Consider the following 15,178-nt stretch of genomic DNA (forward strand, 5'->3'; position numbering starts at 1 on the left):
TCGCGCCTGATCGATCCTATCCCACAAGTTTTTGTCCAGCCGGATGTTTTGACGGATACGTTCGCCTCTCTTTGGCTCAGCTCTTGTCATAGCGGTCTCCATCACCCGACTAGGCGCCCTTTTGGCGCCAAAATCAAGAACAATTTAGGAACATGCAGCAATTTCTGGCACAAGACACGCCAAGCGGCACCGCTTTGTTGACATTGGTCTGTGTACGCCGTACACAAATGTGTACAACGTAAACAGAAGGATTCGACCTGTGGAGCATGATATTGTTGGCATTAACGAGATCGCCGAGATGGCAGGTGTTTCTCGTCAGGCGGTAGTTAACTGGCGTTCACGCGCGCCAGATTTCCCACGCCCCCTCAAGGAGTTGGCCTCAGGTCCCGTCTTCCGGCGCGCACAAATCCGCGTCTGGCTCCGGCGCAACAATCGAAAGTTGGACGACTTGCAAAAGGGTCCGCAGTTCTACGCTCGCTTGAAGAGCTTCCGCAACGACAGCGACGAACTCGCCGAGTGCATTGAACGTGTTGTCGATCAGCTAAACAGTTCGATGACCTCCGACAGCCTTCCCGGCATGCTTCTCGGAAAGATTCAATCTGGTAAGACACGTGCATTCGTAGGTGTGATCGCAGGCGCATTCGACCACGACTTCGACATCGCACTTGTATTGACTAAGGGCACCAAGACACTTTCTGCGCAAACCGTATCGCGCCTTAATGCCGACTTTGCCGAGTTCATCGAAGAAGATGAGTTGATCGTGCTGGACATTATGAACCAGCCGGGCAAGCTTACCCGTAGTGAACTTCGTCGCAAGATCGTCATCGTGGCGAAGAAGCAAGTTCACAATCTTGCAAGACTGATCGACTTTGTAAAGAATCAGCCAGGTCTGCAAAAGCGCAAGGTCTTGATTGTCGATGATGAGGCCGACCTCGCAAGCATTCGCTTCGTCAAGAACAAGGATGATCCTGACATCGCTCAGGGGCGTATCGCGTCGCAAATGGACGAACTTCGCGACTTGAGTGACGGTATCGCTTTCTTGCAGGTCACCGCGACACCGTATTCATTGTATTTGCAACCAGCGAACTATGAGGATCCGGCTTCGCAGGCGAATTACGTCTTCAAACCCAAGCGCCCTGCCTTCACCGAACTGCTACCGATCCATGGTGGCTATGTCGGGGGAGATCATTATTTTGGATCTTTTGACGACGACGATCCCAGCTCACACTTGATTGTCGAGGTGGCCGAGCACGAACAAAATGCTCTCCGCAAGATGGATTTGCGGCGTATCAGTCAAGATCGCGTCCTCGATAGCGACAACACCACAGGCCTTCGCCGCGCCATTACAACATTCGTGGTCGCCGCTGGTGTTCGGCAGTGGCAACAGCGCGAAAATGGGGACCGGCAACAGAAGTATTCGATGCTCATCCACAACGATACGCAAAAGGCTGCCCATACATGGCAGAACCAAGTGATCGACTGGATTTGCGAAGAAATCATCAAGGCAGCCGAAACTGATCCAGCACGTTTGCGCCCTCTTTTTGATGAGGCTTATGAGGATCTTGAGTCATCGGTTGTGGCGAATGGCGGGGCGATGCCGCCGCATGACGAGGCATTCGACGAGTTTATTGACGCCCTGCAAAACGATGACATCGTGGTGGAGAAAGTGAACTCAGACGGTGAAGTTTCAGCCCTGCTGGACGAAAAAGCCGAATTGAAGTTGCGCACGCCCTATAACATTTTCGTCGGCGGTAACATTCTTGACCGAGGCATCACGATTCCTAACCTCATTGGATTCTACTACGGTCGAAATCCAAAGACCACACAAGCAGACACAGTCTTGCAGCACTCGCGGATGTACGGAAACCGTCATTTGGATGACGTCGCGGTCACCAGGCTCTATATTTCGCGCGCCGTCTACGATCGGCTATTCGCGATCAACGAGTTTGAAAATGCACTGCGCAATGCGTTCGAATCTGGCGCGCACGACCAAGGCGTCGTTTTCATTCAGACCGATAAGAAGGGGCGGATCCGGCCATGTGCTCCGAATAAGGTCTTGCTGTCCGATGTCGTGACGGTTTCGCCCAAGACCTTGTTGCTGCCGTCAGATTTTCAGACGCGCGGTGGCAAGCGCATGGCCGAATTGCAATCGAAACTCGATGTTCTGATCCCCCTCGCTTGGCGAGACACTGGTGAGTTTGTCGAAGTCGACCGTGACACTGCTTATGAAATCATCGCTACAATCCAAGAGACGATGGAATTTGATAGCGTAAAGTTTGAATGGGACGCCATGCGAAGTCTCATCGATTATTACACGGAGAATGGCGAAACAATTCTTGTCCACGCGGAAACCGGCAGAGGGCTGGATCGCGCCAAGTCGGGCGATAAATCGGGTCGTTCTATCCTCGGTCCAGTGCTGAGAGGGAAAATCTTCGGTGAGCGGAGAACCAAACCTGCATTGGTCTTGCTGCAACAAAAAGGCGGTCGTGAACGGGGCTGGACAGCACATTCCTTTTGGTGGCCGCTGCTTGCGGCGCCCACCGATGCAGAACCTTGCGTTTTTGCCGCCAAAGCAATGGCCTAAGGTCTAAGGTATATCTCACTCTGGCGTTAAGAGCCGTTCGAGTAAGATGCCCACCTGCTGTGCTGATTTAAGTAGGTGCGCATCGTCAAGGTGGGCGTACCTCGCGGTGGTCTGCACGTTGGCATGACCGAGCAGGCGTCCGATCATCGGCAATGTCTCTTTGTTCATCGCCGCGTGACTCGCGAAGGTATGGCGCAAGTCGTGGATGCGAACGCCGGGTAGTCCGGCTTCTTCTCTGAGCCTGCGCCAGAAGCCATTCACGCATCGAAGGGGCTTGCGATAGCTGTAGTTCCAGAACGGATATGGAATCCTCTCGAAGCGCGGTAACGCGGCGATCACCTCGCGCGCTGCCGATCCAAGCCAAACCGTTCGCGGCCCGGTCTTGCTGTCGCGCAGGTGTAGCCGGTTGCCCTTGATGTCGCCCCATTCGAGCGTGAGGATTTCGCTCTTGCGACAACCGGTCAGCAGCAGGAGCGTGATAGCCGCACCCGCGCATTGCTTCGTGCGATCGTCCGATGATCGAAGCTTCGCAAGTTCAGCTCCCAAGCGAGCAAGTTCTTCGTTCGTGAGAAAGCGCTCGCACTGGCGCTTGCGGTTGGGCCTCACCGACCGGCACGGATTCGTATTTTCGAGCCGGTAGCCCCATTCTTCCGCCTTGTTGAGCATGTGCTTGAGGATCTCGAACGTCCGGTTCGATGCTCCGGGCCCGGTCCGATTGTTGAGGTCTGCGAACCAGCTCGTGACGTGGCCCTCGTTCAATTCGTCGATGTAGACGCCAGCAAACGCATCATCGAGATAGCGGCGGCGATAGCCGGTGTGCGTTTCCAGCGTCGACGCTTTCCAGCGCGGCGCCCAGCGATCCCAATACTCGGTCACGAAATCGGCGAAGCTCGGCGCGGACCGGATGCGCTGGCGTTCGGTCGCTGGATCGCGACCGACCTGCGCGTAAGCGATGACGCGGCGCGCGACCATCTGCGCCTGGTAACGAGTAAGGACCGATGCAGGCCCGATTGTGACCGTACGCATACGGCCAGCCATGCGGGTCTGCACGATGTAGACGTTGCGACCGCTCGGATAATGCCGGATGCCAAAGCCGTGCTCAACACCTAGCCAGGTCGTGGTCCGCGCCTTTCCCTTCGGAACGAGCTTGAAGTTTACGCTTGCCCCGACCTCGGCAAGCGCCTCCTCGACGATCCGCTTGAGACTGGCGGCGGTCATGGCCTGAGGCCAATCGCCTGCGCCAGAGAACCAGAAACCCGCTCGGCGGCTTCGCCGATCACGTCATCGGAAAGGTGGGCATATTTCGCGGTTGTCTCGACGAGCTTATGTCCCAGTAGCTTGCCGATGGTCGATAGTGGTACGTTGTCCATGATCGCGGTCGAAGCGAAGCTGTGGCGCAGATCGTGGATACGAACGTCAGGCAGAGCGCATCGCCGCCGGAAACTATACCACCACATCTCGAAATTGACCGGGCGCTGGCCGGTCTGATTCGGAAACACCAGCTCGCTGTCTTCGCGCCGCTCGATCCCCGCAAGGATATCCTGCGCCTGCGTGTTGAGCCAAATCACCTTGGGACCGGTCTTGCTGTCAGGCAGCATCAGTCGGGGCGGTTTCACCCAGCCCCAGCGGAGATTTGCAATCTCGCCCACGCGCGCACCGGTGAACAACAGCAGTCGAGCGATGGCAACTTGTGCAGGCTTATCGACCTCGACCTCGCGCAAGGCAGCTCCGATCCTGCGATACTCGGCTGGCGTCAGATAGCGCTCCATGCTCGGCCGCTTGTATCGCGGCATCCCTCGGCAGGGGTTCGAACCTGGCCGACGCATCTTGAGCGCCTCGGCATACTTGAACAGCGCGGAAAGTACTGGAACGGCACGGTTGTACTTAACCTCGCTCTCTCCCGCGCATCCATCGCGCCAGCGGTGGATGTCTGGCGGAAGGATGTCTGCTACGCGCGTGTTGCCAAATGTGGGCTTGATGGTGAGCCGCCATGCAGCCCAGTTGCGCTTCGTAGTAGATGGCTTCCAGACGCGCGAAAGATCGTCCCAATAGGCCTCTACGAAATCGGTCATCGTCGGGGTGGCCTTCACCACCGCGCGCTTGGGCAAACCATCGAGCGCGGCTTCGGCGAGGATGCGGCGGGCCTGTGCCCTCGCCAGCCTCGCCTCAAGCTCATCTGTTCGCCCAAGGGTGATGCGGCGATGCTTGCCGCGATGGCGCAAGCGAACGAACCAGAAGTAGTTGCCGCTCGGCCTTACACGCAGTCCGAAGCCCGCAAGCTCGGTGTCCCAGATGCAGTATTCGTGTTCGCGCAGCGGCAGTTTCCGACGCGCGAAATTACCATCGAGTAGTGCCCGGCGTGCGGGCTTTCGCCGCTTGGGGACCATATGGCATTCCCCCTTACTCGAACTGCCCTCAAATGTCGCCAGATTCCCGTCATTTGCGGGGACCGGGCAGCATTCAGCAGTGCCCTCTCTGCCGAGCACCTTGAGCGTTTCGCGCACTGATTTTATTGCACTTTTCCCCAAAACACAGCAGTGCTACTGCGTACGGTGTGCCAATTCTGTTCCCCATTGTGCGGCGAAATCCAGTGATCATGGTCGCTCCTTTCTCTAAGGCATTTTCCAACTGAGCCCTCGGAGGCGCGAGCATCCAGTTCGCGACCGTAATTGAGCCTGATCTGCGTTTGAATGAATACCACGCACAAGGACCGCACACCCCGCAAAGGCGGCGGCAAAGGAGCGCGTGCGGTGCCCGGGACCGGGGCCTGTCGGTTCCCGCGGCACCGCGCCGGTCCGACCCGCTGTCGTTCGGGCGTGCGTGCGGGGCCCAGAACAAGAAGGCCGCGCCCGCAGGAGCACCGCCGAAGGCGGGGCGGGACCGAGCGCGACCCCAGCCCCGCTCCGCTTTTCGTCCCGCTCCAGTGCCAGCGAACACGAAAAAAGGCAGGAACCGTCACCGGCTCCTGCCCTCGTATGGTCGTCAGTATTCGTCCAGCATGGCTCCATGGACCGTGTGCACCACGCGGCTGGCGAGATGCGCAGGCAGTGCGTTGTAGTCACCCTCGTCCAGGGCGAAGTAGCCCAGGTCTTCATCTTCCACCACGTGCTGGTCGAAGAAACTGTGCTGGGCGCGCCTTTCGGCAACTGCAAGCGCTTCGAAATAGCTGTGCGCGTTCATGTCCAAGGTGCTGAGTGTAGTCATGATATCCTCCTGAAACCTGTCGCTGAGACGACAGGAAACAGGCGGAGGGGCATGGGGCCGGCGGGTCAGGGATCGCCCCGAGGGCGACCGCGAAGCGGCGGTGGGGGCAACGATTTTGTCGGACCGGAGCAAAGCGCAGGGGAGGCAAAATGGTGGGGCCCCGCCGTCCTTGACGCGCCGGCCCCATGCCCATCACCCTTGGAATTCGGTGAGCCAGCCCCCTCCCCCGCTCCGTTACGTAGTGCAAGGGACGACCAGCGCGATTGGACTTTCCTACAGGCTGTGCCCGGGTGCATGTTGATCGAAGGGAGGAACCACCGAGGGGTGCAGGAAAGGAACCCCGATGCCAACCAAACGAAGCGCTGTCGCAGCACTCCGGAAACTCGAGGCCGACCGGCTGGCACTTGCCGAGCGCCAGAAGCTACTTGAAGCTCAAGCCGCCCTAGAACTGGGACGCATCATCCTGGGAACGGGGCTTGAGACCTTCTCGAAGAAGGCGCTCGCAAGAGTTGCCGGAGAGCTCGGAAAGCTCGGTGAAGAGGCGTCTCTGCAGAAGCTGCTTCCACCGGCTCGCTCGTCTCCTCGCACCGAACAGCCATCCGGAGAGTAGGAACAGCAAGAAGGGGCCCTGTCCGGTTGGACAGGACCCCTTCGGGAGGGAGATCGACGGGAGAGTTCAGTCGATCTCGGGAGCATCTTTGTTGTCGTCGTTCTCGCCGGAGCCGTTGCCGCGGGAGAGGAAGTCGACCTTGTCGGCGAGGATTTCGGTGCCGTAGCGGGTGACCCCGTCCTTGTCCTCCCACTGGGTGTAGTGGATGCGGCCCTGGACGCTGACCAGCTGGCCCTTGGAGCAGTACTGGCCGACGGTCTTGGCAAGGCCGTTGAAGCAGGTCACTCGGTGGAACTCGCTTTCCTTGGCGGTGTAGCCGTTCTCGTCCTTGTATGTCTTGCCGTCCTTGTCCCGTGCTGGGCGATCGGTGACGACGGTGATCCCGGTGACGTTGGTGCCGCCCTTGGTCTCGCGGGTGTCGGGCTCGCGGGCGATGCGACCGGTGAGGATTGCGATATTGGTCATGGTGTAAGTCCTTCAGTTCCTCAAACCGGAGACCATCTCCGGCTTGCGAACATCCAGAAGAAGCAGGGCATGGGAGGACTGCACCGCAGGAGCGAAGCTCCAAGGGAAACCTGTTCATGACGGGTGGTGCGGGCAGGCGCGCGAAGCGCGACAACACGGCCGTCAAAGGAACGGGTTGCTGTCCTCAGCTGGCCTGGTTCAGGACTGTTCGCGACAAAAGCCGGATGGGTATCGGGTGCGGGTCTGAAGGCTCGCGTGTTCCCGATGCAATCAGCTTGCCCCATCGTCTTCCGATGCCGCTAGGAGATCCATAAAGTTGCGCGCAGCTTCCCGGTCTTCCTCGTTCTCGAACGCCACATCGAGGTCGGGGGCGGACCCGAACATGTGCAGGAACGACCACAGTGCAAAGCGCTTGCCCCGGTCCTCCTCAAGGCCGAAATCGACCCGGCAATGCTCGATGCCGGCTGCAAATGTGTCGGGAGCAACCGCGGAGAGGTCGGTGGTAGCAAAGTAGCGCTGCAGCAGATCGTCAAGTTGCATGACCTCATGCATAGTCGGGTCGGCGCCGAATGCACATCCAGGCAATTCTCATGCAGATGATGAAGGGCCCCTCAGGACCCGGGAGAGGTGCCCAAGTGGCCACGACGATCGACCACGGTGATCCGGCGCGCCTTGGCATCGATGACGAGCCGTTCGGTCACGCCATTGCCCGGAAAGGCGACAACGTAGCGCGGATTGAGCGAGAGCATCTGCTCGTTGCGCTTGAATCCGGCGCGGGCACCAAGCCGACGATCAAGTGAGTAGGTCAGTTGCTGTACTTCGCGGCGCTCGGCCCAGCTCGCGGCCAGGCGATCGGCACCCTTGCCGTCGCCACCATGAACCAGGAAGAGATCAGGAACCACATCGCGAACCTTGTCCAGCGTCGCCCAAACATTTTCGGCATAACGCTTCGCATCCTCGGCGCTCTCGAAGCTTTGGCGACCACCGGCAAAGACTACCGGAGTGCCCTCCGGAATCAGGGCATGACGCCGGTTCTCCGCGCGTGCGCGGAGGAAATCGCGGGCATCGATCACGGCCGATGTGAGATTTCGCGAATGGTTCGTGCGCGAGCCGGAAACGGGCTTCCACGAGGAACCGGTCTCGTCGCGATAAAGTGCTGCCGTCGCCTCGCGCATTTGCTCGAAGGCCAGCATGCTGGCTTCGGCAGCCTGCGCGCGCTCGACCTGCTCTTCCAGATTGCTCGAATGCACTTCGGATCCATCAGCGGATGCCAGCAGAGTCCGGATCTCGTCGCTGGCCCGATCCAATTGAGCCGACTTACGGCTGGCTGCGCGGTGAAAGAGATTGACCATGCCCCAGGCAATATCCTCGGCATCAGCCTCCAAAGCAGTGTCGGAAAACATCGCGAAAAGGTCGGACCATACGGCGCCAAGTGTCTGGTCGATCGCGTCCTCGCAGGGAAAGTCGGTTGCATTGAATGGGGCGGGCCTGATGCTGAGGCTTGAAAGGTCAAGGCCGCTCAACTGGTCGATGAAGCTGTCGTACATGGGGTGTCTCCTGATCGCGGGGACAAGGAGAGGAGGCACCATTGCCTCGGCCCTGTCCGCCGGAGCCCGATCAGAGCCGGGAGAAGGGGCGAGACGCACCGCGCAGCGGGAAACCTGCGGCCCTAGGCTGGCGCGGGCAACACGGGCCGACGGGCCGCAGGTTGCGGCTCGCCACGACCGGCCCAAGGGCCTCTCCCGGCGGACTGGGATGAGGCAGGATCAGGACCCGCTGTCGCAGGTGGATCGGGAGCGCTCGAAGATCGCTTCACCATTCGAGAACCGCCCAACCAGGCGCAGCTCACCAAACAGGTCGATGAACTTTCCTGACACCTGGGCGAGCCAGTGCCGTGCCCTTGCCGTTCTTGGGATGTAGAAATCCGCCTCCCAGTACCGGGCATCATCGCGTTCGGCGAGCCAGATCGCGGCGAGCCCGCAATAGGTCGATATGCCGCAATCGGCGAAGGCGTTTCGCAGGAGGATGCGGTCCTCGCGGCCGCGCCATCCATCGAAGCGTTCAAAGGAAGGAAAGGTCGCCTTCGTGATATCGATGACCTCGTCGACCAGGCACTCGTAGACCCAGTCGACATCGCCGCCTTCGCCCTCATCAAGCAGGCGAAAGGCCACCACGGAGCCAGTTGGATAGCTGACGGAACGTCCCATCTCACTGCTCCTCAGGCTGCATCAGAGAGATCGATGTCGGCCTCGCTATCGCAGGATTGGTGACCCCCAAGCTCGAGCAACAGGCTTGCCGCTTCCTCGGCCTTGGCCGCAGCGGTCAAGATCGCGCGCTCGTCCGATTTGAGGATCTTGAGCCAAGACGCGATGTAGCTGGCGTGATGGTCGAGATGGGTAACAGGAAGACCCAGTTCTGCCCCGAGAATGGCCGAGGAAAGTTCGGCGATCAGTTCCTCGGCGGCATAGGCGTCGCTGCCGAAGCGGTTCTTGAGATCGCGGTCGAGCCGCGAAGAGTGACCCGTCCAGTGCGAAAGCTCGTGTGCGAGCGTCGCATAGTATTGGTCGTAGGCTTCGAAGAGTTCGGCTGGCGGCATGGTGACCCGGTCGCGCAACGGCTCATAGTAAGCCTGCGCGCCATGGTGGCGCAGGTGTGCGCCGACATGAGCAAAGAAGGTATCAAGGCGATCTTCTCGTCCATAGGGCTCCAGCGCGGCAACCAGTGGCTCTGGATGGTAGAAGTCGGGGAGGCCGTCGCACTGGTCGGCATTGAACACGGCATAAGCCTTGAGCACGCGCCGGTTCTCGGTGTCAGCTTCGCCTTCGGCGCTCTCGACCTCCTTGGTGTAGCTCTTGTAAAAGATTGCGATGGTCGACTTTTCGCCCTTGCGGACCTGTCCGCCGAGCTGCTGGCACTGGCGGTAGGTCATCCAGTAGGGCGAGGCGTAGCCACAGCCATCGGCCACCGTCCACAACCAGAAGGTGTTCATCCCGCGATAGGGGGTCCCGCAGGAGCGTAAGGGCCGCGAAACCGGTACGCCACGCCACGGCTTGACCCAGGGCTTTGTGCCTTGCTCGAGCTTTTCGATGATGGCAGCGGTAATGCGCTGGGCTGGCGAAGTCGAAGCACTGCGGCGATACTTGGTCATGGGAGTTCTCCTGATGGCCGGGACGGACATATCCCGGCTCAGGATGAGCAAAGCTGCCTCCTCTCTCCTTCAATGATGACCGTTATGCGCCCCAATTCTGGTCGTAGGCCGCACATTGCAAGGTGCCCGAAAGCGGACCGCTTGCTTTTCTGATCCGGCAGGCTGCGCCAATTTTGAGTGCTGGGTGGAAACCCGTTGGTCTGTAGCTTGAATTCGCTGGGCTAGCCTTCGCCCGCGAGGCTTTCCAATACCGGGCACCGATCATTGCTCGTGGTGCCACATTGCTCGATCAGTTTAGCGAGAGCGTTCTCCATACGCTCAAGGTCGGCCCGCTTCGCACGGATGTTTGCGAGGTGCTGTTCGGCGATCGATTGCACCTCATCGCAACGCACTTCCTGACCTGGCGTTAAGTCAAGCAATGCCCGCACCTCTTCGAGGGAAAATCCGAGTTCGCGCGCGCGCCGAATGAAGCGGAGGCGCTCCGTGTCGTGAGGACCATAGTCGCGGTAGGCGCCCCTTCTCGGCGGAGCATCGATAACGCCTATCCGTTCGTAATACCGGATTGTCTCGATGTTACACCCGGTCCGCTTCGCCACTTCGCCAATTTTCAAAGCCAACCTCTTGAGTCTGTAGTTGCTACAGACTGTAAATAGGTGTGCGAATCGAGGTTTGCAAAAGGACGATCGATGCGCGGCATCAGCACATGGTGGAACGGATTGGCGACGGGCGGAGGTATCTTTGCAGCCTTCGGGGCAGCTGCATGCTGTGCACTGCCCTTGATGCTCGCGTCGGTGGGTGTGGGCTCGGCGTGGCTTGGCAGCATCTCGCCGGTCCTGGCCCCCTATCGCGTCCCGTTGCTGACCCTGGCGTCGGCTCTTCTTCTCGCTGCGACCCTCCGTTTGCTCTGGCAGTTTCGGCAGGCACGAACATGCCCGGCGGACAGTGCATGCGGATCATCGACTTATCGAGCGCTGACCGCCATAGGAATTGCCATCGGTGCGGCGCTGCTGACAGGTGCCTTCCTCTATGGCTGATCCGATCCTGATCTCGCGCTTGCGCTGTCCCGAATGCGGTCATGAGGAGGACATGGAAATGCCGACCAACGCTTGCCTGTTCTTCCATAACTGCGCGGGTTGCGGCGTTCGCCTTCAGCCGCTCCAAGGCGATTGCTGCGTGTTTTGCTCGTACGGCACCGTTCCCTGCCCCCCAATACAGGAAGGGGATTGCTGCCATGGCTGAGGCTTTCGATTTCGTCGCCATCGGATCGGGAACTGCTGCGCAGGTCGCGGTCCACCAGATGGCCAACGCCGGGAAGCGCTGCGCGGTTATCGATTATCGGCCTTACGGTGGCACATGTGCGCTTCGAGGGTGCGACCCGAAAAAGATGATGGTGAGCGGAGAGGAAGCGCTCGCGGCATACAGGCGAATGAAGGGGATGGGCATCAAGGGCTCGGTTTCAATTGATTGGGCCGACCTCCAGGCATTCAAGCGCAGCTTTACCGACCCCGTCCCTGAAAAGCAGGAAGCTCGCTACGAGCGTAAGGGCGTCGCGACTTTTCACGGCGCGGCACGCTTTGCTGGCCCCGACAGGATCGTGATAGGCGACCGGGAACTGAGTTTCTCGCACGCTCTTATCGCAACGGGAGCAGAGCCTCGACCGCTTGGGATCGAAGGTGAGGAATTGCTGATTCACAGCGATGCATTCCTAGAACTCAAAACCCTTCCAGATCGGATCGTATTCGTCGGCGGCGGATACATTGCCGCAGAATTTGCCCACCTCGCCGCGCGCGCCGGTGCAAAGGTCACAATCTTCCAACGAGGCCGCATTCTGAAAGCCTTCGACCCTGACACGGTCGATTGGCTCATGCCAAGTTTCGATGATCTCGGCATCGAAATTGTGGACGCTGAAGTGGACCGCGTAACGAAGAAAGGCAGCGTGCTGACCGTCCATGCTGGCGACCGCAGGATCGAAGGGAGCCTGGTGGTGCACGCTGCCGGAAGAATCCCTGCGATCGGCTCGCTCGATCTGGAGGCGGGAGACGTCGCCTGTGACGCGGGTCGCTTGGCACTTACCGCCCAGCTACGGAGCCAAAGTAACCCCAAGGTCTTCGCGGCAGGTGACGCTGCTGCAAATGGCCCGCCACTGACTCCAGTCTCCAGTAACGATGCCAAGGTCGTGGTAGAAAACATACTCGATGATACCGGTCGAACTCCGAACTATCGAGGGGTGCCAAGTGCACTTTTCACGGAGCCGCCGGCGGCCAGGGTCGGAATGCTGGAAAGCGAGGCGCGTGAGGCAGGGCTGGATTTCACGGTGCATGCTGGCTCGCACCCTGGTTGGTTCTCGGCGAGGCGGCTGAACGAAGAGATCTACGGCCACAAGCTGCTGGTCGAGAACGGAACGGGACGCATCCTTGGAGCCCACTTGGTCGGCCCTGACGCCGACGAGCTCGTCAATATCTTCGGCTTGGCCATGCGCCATGGGCTAAACGCGGACGACATCAAATCTACCATGTTCGCTTATCCGACGGCGGCCTCCGATGCAGGGTATATGTTGGGATGAGCAACGCGGAAGCCACCAACAAGCGTGACTTGGCCGCCAACCGTCTGCACCGTATCCTAATCTGGGGCGTGCCGTTTGCGGCGCTAATCGGCCTAAACTTTACCGCAGAACTTCTGCAACCGAACGAGAGGGTGGAAATCGCGGCGGTGCTGTTCCTATGGATGGGGGCGGCGTGCTCGTTAAACGCTTTGCGTTGCCGTCGGCTTCACTGCATGATCGCAGGGCCAGCATTTCTGATTGGTGCTGCGCTTTTTGCCATGGTGGCATTCGGCTTGGCTGATTTCGGGAAACACGGTCCAAGCGTCATCATCTGGGTCACGTTTGGGGTAGTTGCTGGCAGCTTTATCGCCGAACGGATAGCAGGGAAGTATTGGCGAAGACCGGCGTAAGCTCAGGTTTCTGTTCACAGCGAAATAGAAACGAGACCCTCTCCACCAAGAACCTTTTCAAAGCGAACACGAGCGGGTGGTCTCGATCAAGCAGACTGCCGTCTGCTTCTGCTGCGCAGTCGCCTGGGAGCGGACTGTTAGCAACCGGCCCAAAATTTGACATGGAAAAGGCGGCCCGTCCCGATTGGGACGGACCGCCCGCCGAGTGACCTGGACCTGTCAGGAGGGGTCAGGCAGCCTGCTCGGCAATTTCGTCAGTTGCTTCCACGTTGGCCGCCTCGTCGCCTCCGTGGTCCGCCAGTTCGGCTTCTTCAGAACCGGCGAAACGCATTATAGGTGGAACCCAGGCCTGCGCCCGTTCCTTGACCTCGGGCTCGCCAATGAAGTTGCCGGAGAAGATGCGCTCGGCAGCGCTCGCCAGTTCGGCCTTCTTCGATGCGGCATAGCGACTGACGAGTTCGGGACCGCCGGCGCCATCGAGCGCTTCGAGCGTGCGAGCCTTGGCCACGCGGTCGAAGTAGTTGGCCGCCGTGGGACGCCACCAATGCGCGGTCTCGATTTCAAGTAACGAGCCAAGCGCCTCGTGCAGCGGCACCGAACGTTCGCCTTCGCACGCAAGGCTTGCAACTAGAGTGCGCGAGACGACATGGCCGAGCCAGGCCGAACGCGCCTCATCGGAAAGCGCCCGGAACCTCGCAAACCGCTTCACGTCGCATTCACCAGCACGCCAGCTTTCATCGAGCGACCCGGCAAACTCGGCCAGGGCAGCGCTCGCCGGCGCATCCTTGGCCTCAAACCCGGTGACCGGGCCGGAAGCGACAGAGCCGACCAGCGTCGACGCTTTCTTGGCGCGCCAGTCATGTCCATCGACATCGGCAAGCGTGAAGACCATGAAGTCGAGCGCCAGTGCCGGATCGTTGGCGAGATGGATCGCAAGGATGTCGCGGCGCTGCATGGCCAGTTCGTCGAGCAGGCGCTGGGACAGCGAGCTGCCCTTGGGCTTCGCCGCACCGCTCTCTTCAATGGCCTCGATCACGCCTTCGTCAGCGATGACTTCGGTCTCGGTGTAGAACTGCGGGACCAAGGTCGGCTCGCCATTGCGCGAGAGGACTAGGAAGGCACCAGCCTCGGATTTCAGTTCGTCAGCGAGGACCGGCGGCCGGTCATTGAGCGCGCGCATGGCGCGGTCGATGACGACGAGTTCCTGTTCGGCCTTGGCGACCTCGTCCTCGTCGCTGTCTTCGTCTTCGAGCACGGCGGCGACGCGGTCGTAGTCGGCCTCGAGCTCACCGAGCTCCTGCGCTTCCTGCTCGGTCATTGGCGCAGGCTCGCAGGGCAAGCGACCGAGACCTTCAACAAGGTCGTGGCTGACGTAGTTGCCAAGCGTCGGCCGGACCCAGGCAAGGCCAAATTCGAGCGCGGTCTTTTCTGCGGCTTCGTCCATGGCCTTGTGCGCGAGGTCTTCGAGCAGCGCGACATCGATCCAGCTCTCGCTGGCGTCATCGTCGAACAGTTCGCGCTCAATCCGGCCGCCTGCGGCGAGATAGGCATCGCGTCCGACAAGCACGGCCCGCGGATCGGAACCACGCACCGTGGCATCAAGCACCATGCGGCGGATCGTGTCAGGCGTGATCTGGTACCAGGCATCCTGCAGCTCGGCATAGACATGCGCCTGGCGCTCGACGTCGGAGATCGCGCCGTAGGCCTTGGCCATGTCGAGCGTGATCGTGCCTTCGGCGAGCGCTTCGAAGACGCAGGGTGCCAGACTTGCCAAACGCAGGCGCCCTTCGACGAACCGGACGGTGAGGCCGAAGCGTCGCGCTACGTCTTCCGTCGTAGCTCCTGCTTCGATGATGGAGGCGAAGGCCTGCGCCTCGTCGGCCGGGTTCATCGCGAGTCGCTGGAAGTTCTCGGCGAGGCTGGCTTCGCGCACTTCGCTTTCCTCGCCTTCGATCACGAGGCAGGTGACTTCGTGCGTGTCAGGCAAGGTGCCCTCTTCGGCCAGCGCCTGCAGCGCGGCGAGACGGCGACCGCCGGCCTCGACTTCGAATTTGCCGCGCTTTCCTTTGCGCACGACGAGGTTCTGCAGCAGGCCGCGCGCAGCAATGTCTGCCCGCAGCTGGAGGTCGGCCAGCACGTCGCTCGACTTGCGAACGTTGCGCGGGCTCGGGACGAGCTTCTTCAAGGGAATCGAATGGATCATGGGTGTTCTCCT

General features: G+C 60.3%; 16 protein-coding genes. 6 read left to right on the forward strand and 10 right to left on the reverse strand.

Annotated features, from left to right (window positions below; translation table 11 throughout):
• Positions 1 to 259 precede the first annotated feature (259 nt).
• Positions 260 to 2,584 (forward strand): Z1 domain-containing protein, encoded by a 2,325-nt coding sequence (locus KCG45_RS15625; protein WP_218317985.1) that lies wholly within the window; start codon positions 260 to 262, stop codon positions 2,582 to 2,584.
• A gap of 15 nt (positions 2,585 to 2,599) precedes the next feature.
• Here the strand turns inward: KCG45_RS15625 and KCG45_RS14800 are convergent, their stop codons facing one another.
• The 3 genes from KCG45_RS14800 to KCG45_RS14810 form a co-directional block, all read right to left on the reverse strand.
• Entirely contained in the window at positions 2,600 to 3,802 is a 1,203-nt protein-coding gene (locus KCG45_RS14800) for a site-specific integrase (protein ID WP_218317986.1), read from the reverse strand.
• A complete protein-coding gene (locus tag KCG45_RS14805; RefSeq protein WP_369410801.1) occupies positions 3,799 to 5,088 on the reverse strand; it encodes a site-specific integrase in 1,290 nt (429 codons plus the stop codon). The genes KCG45_RS14800 and KCG45_RS14805 overlap by 4 nt, the downstream gene beginning before the upstream one ends.
• A gap of 478 nt (positions 5,089 to 5,566) precedes the next feature.
• A complete protein-coding gene (locus KCG45_RS14810) occupies positions 5,567 to 5,788 on the reverse strand; it encodes a hypothetical protein (protein WP_029140018.1) in 222 nt (73 codons plus the stop codon).
• A 343-nt stretch (positions 5,789 to 6,131) separates the two neighbouring features.
• Between KCG45_RS14810 and KCG45_RS14815 the strand changes: the two genes are divergently transcribed.
• A complete protein-coding gene (locus tag KCG45_RS14815; protein ID WP_083825588.1) occupies positions 6,132 to 6,398 on the forward strand; it encodes a DUF6437 family protein in 267 nt (88 codons plus the stop codon).
• Between the two features lie 66 nt (positions 6,399 to 6,464).
• Here the strand turns inward: KCG45_RS14815 and KCG45_RS14820 are convergent, their stop codons facing one another.
• From KCG45_RS14820 to KCG45_RS14845, 6 genes are all read right to left on the reverse strand, one after another.
• On the reverse strand, positions 6,465 to 6,863 hold the full coding sequence (locus KCG45_RS14820) for a single-stranded DNA-binding protein (protein ID WP_011413783.1): 399 nt from the start codon (positions 6,861 to 6,863) through the stop codon (positions 6,465 to 6,467).
• 270 nt (positions 6,864 to 7,133) lie between these two features.
• A complete protein-coding gene (locus KCG45_RS14825) occupies positions 7,134 to 7,403 on the reverse strand; it encodes a hypothetical protein (protein ID WP_090481660.1) in 270 nt (89 codons plus the stop codon).
• 71 nt (positions 7,404 to 7,474) lie between these two features.
• Positions 7,475 to 8,410: a DUF2493 domain-containing protein gene (locus KCG45_RS14830; protein WP_090481505.1), complete on the reverse strand. Its 936-nt coding sequence runs from the start codon at positions 8,408 to 8,410 to the stop codon at positions 7,475 to 7,477.
• A gap of 219 nt (positions 8,411 to 8,629) precedes the next feature.
• Positions 8,630 to 9,070: a hypothetical protein gene (locus KCG45_RS14835; RefSeq protein WP_090481503.1), complete on the reverse strand. Its 441-nt coding sequence runs from the start codon at positions 9,068 to 9,070 to the stop codon at positions 8,630 to 8,632.
• An 11-nt stretch (positions 9,071 to 9,081) separates the two neighbouring features.
• Positions 9,082 to 10,011: an ArdC family protein gene (locus KCG45_RS14840; RefSeq protein WP_090481500.1), complete on the reverse strand. Its 930-nt coding sequence runs from the start codon at positions 10,009 to 10,011 to the stop codon at positions 9,082 to 9,084.
• Between the two features lie 221 nt (positions 10,012 to 10,232).
• A complete protein-coding gene (locus KCG45_RS14845) occupies positions 10,233 to 10,622 on the reverse strand; it encodes a MerR family transcriptional regulator (protein ID WP_007163748.1) in 390 nt (129 codons plus the stop codon).
• A 75-nt stretch (positions 10,623 to 10,697) separates the two neighbouring features.
• Between KCG45_RS14845 and KCG45_RS14850 the strand changes: the two genes are divergently transcribed.
• The 4 genes from KCG45_RS14850 to KCG45_RS14860 are packed head-to-tail and all read left to right on the forward strand — an operon-like array spanning position 10,698 to position 12,963.
• On the forward strand, positions 10,698 to 11,045 hold the full coding sequence (locus KCG45_RS14850; protein WP_007163747.1) for a mercuric transporter MerT family protein: 348 nt from the start codon (positions 10,698 to 10,700) through the stop codon (positions 11,043 to 11,045).
• Positions 11,038 to 11,250, forward strand: coding sequence for a GDCCVxC domain-containing (seleno)protein (locus KCG45_RS15555; RefSeq protein WP_081432306.1), 213 nt, complete (start codon positions 11,038 to 11,040; stop codon positions 11,248 to 11,250). The genes KCG45_RS14850 and KCG45_RS15555 overlap by 8 nt, the downstream gene beginning before the upstream one ends.
• Positions 11,243 to 12,574 carry a dihydrolipoyl dehydrogenase family protein gene (locus KCG45_RS14855; RefSeq protein ID WP_218317987.1) on the forward strand — a complete coding sequence of 444 codons (1,332 nt, stop codon included), beginning with the start codon at positions 11,243 to 11,245 and terminating at the stop codon, positions 12,572 to 12,574. The genes KCG45_RS15555 and KCG45_RS14855 overlap by 8 nt, the downstream gene beginning before the upstream one ends.
• Positions 12,571 to 12,963 (forward strand): hypothetical protein, encoded by a 393-nt coding sequence (locus KCG45_RS14860; RefSeq protein WP_011414916.1) that lies wholly within the window; start codon positions 12,571 to 12,573, stop codon positions 12,961 to 12,963. The genes KCG45_RS14855 and KCG45_RS14860 overlap by 4 nt, the downstream gene beginning before the upstream one ends.
• Before the next feature lie 229 nt (positions 12,964 to 13,192).
• Here KCG45_RS14860 and KCG45_RS14865 read toward each other — a convergent pair whose 3' ends face one another.
• The gene (locus tag KCG45_RS14865) at positions 13,193 to 15,166 is read right to left on the reverse strand and encodes a ParB/RepB/Spo0J family partition protein (protein ID WP_011413774.1); all 1,974 of its coding nucleotides are present in this window, start codon (positions 15,164 to 15,166) and stop codon (positions 13,193 to 13,195) included.
• Positions 15,167 to 15,178 lie beyond the last annotated feature (12 nt).

It is taken from the genome of Erythrobacter ani (assembly GCF_019204025.1).
Classification (GTDB): Bacteria; Pseudomonadota; Alphaproteobacteria; order Sphingomonadales; family Sphingomonadaceae; genus Erythrobacter; species Erythrobacter ani.

What these genes read in the sequence shown, in the direction of transcription:
- KCG45_RS14800 (WP_218317986.1), bottom strand. Translation starts at nt 3,802, where the DNA reads ATGACCGCCGCCAGTCTCAAGCGGATCGTCGAGGAGGCGCTTGCCGAG.
- KCG45_RS14810 (WP_029140018.1), bottom strand. Translation starts at nt 5,788, where the DNA reads ATGACTACACTCAGCACCTTGGACATGAACGCGCACAGCTATTTCGAA.
- KCG45_RS14815 (WP_083825588.1), top strand. Translation starts at nt 6,132, where the DNA reads ATGCCAACCAAACGAAGCGCTGTCGCAGCACTCCGGAAACTCGAGGCC.
- KCG45_RS14820 (WP_011413783.1), bottom strand. Translation starts at nt 6,863, where the DNA reads ATGACCAATATCGCAATCCTCACCGGTCGCATCGCCCGCGAGCCCGAC.
- KCG45_RS14825 (WP_090481660.1), bottom strand. Translation starts at nt 7,403, where the DNA reads ATGCAACTTGACGATCTGCTGCAGCGCTACTTTGCTACCACCGACCTC.
- KCG45_RS14830 (WP_090481505.1), bottom strand. Translation starts at nt 8,410, where the DNA reads ATGTACGACAGCTTCATCGACCAGTTGAGCGGCCTTGACCTTTCAAGC.
- KCG45_RS14835 (WP_090481503.1), bottom strand. Translation starts at nt 9,070, where the DNA reads ATGGGACGTTCCGTCAGCTATCCAACTGGCTCCGTGGTGGCCTTTCGC.
- KCG45_RS14840 (WP_090481500.1), bottom strand. Translation starts at nt 10,011, where the DNA reads ATGACCAAGTATCGCCGCAGTGCTTCGACTTCGCCAGCCCAGCGCATT.
- KCG45_RS14850 (WP_007163747.1), top strand. Translation starts at nt 10,698, where the DNA reads ATGCGCGGCATCAGCACATGGTGGAACGGATTGGCGACGGGCGGAGGT.
- KCG45_RS15555 (WP_081432306.1), top strand. Translation starts at nt 11,038, where the DNA reads ATGGCTGATCCGATCCTGATCTCGCGCTTGCGCTGTCCCGAATGCGGT.
- KCG45_RS14855 (WP_218317987.1), top strand. Translation starts at nt 11,243, where the DNA reads ATGGCTGAGGCTTTCGATTTCGTCGCCATCGGATCGGGAACTGCTGCG.
- KCG45_RS14860 (WP_011414916.1), top strand. Translation starts at nt 12,571, where the DNA reads ATGAGCAACGCGGAAGCCACCAACAAGCGTGACTTGGCCGCCAACCGT.
- KCG45_RS14865 (WP_011413774.1), bottom strand. Translation starts at nt 15,166, where the DNA reads ATGATCCATTCGATTCCCTTGAAGAAGCTCGTCCCGAGCCCGCGCAAC.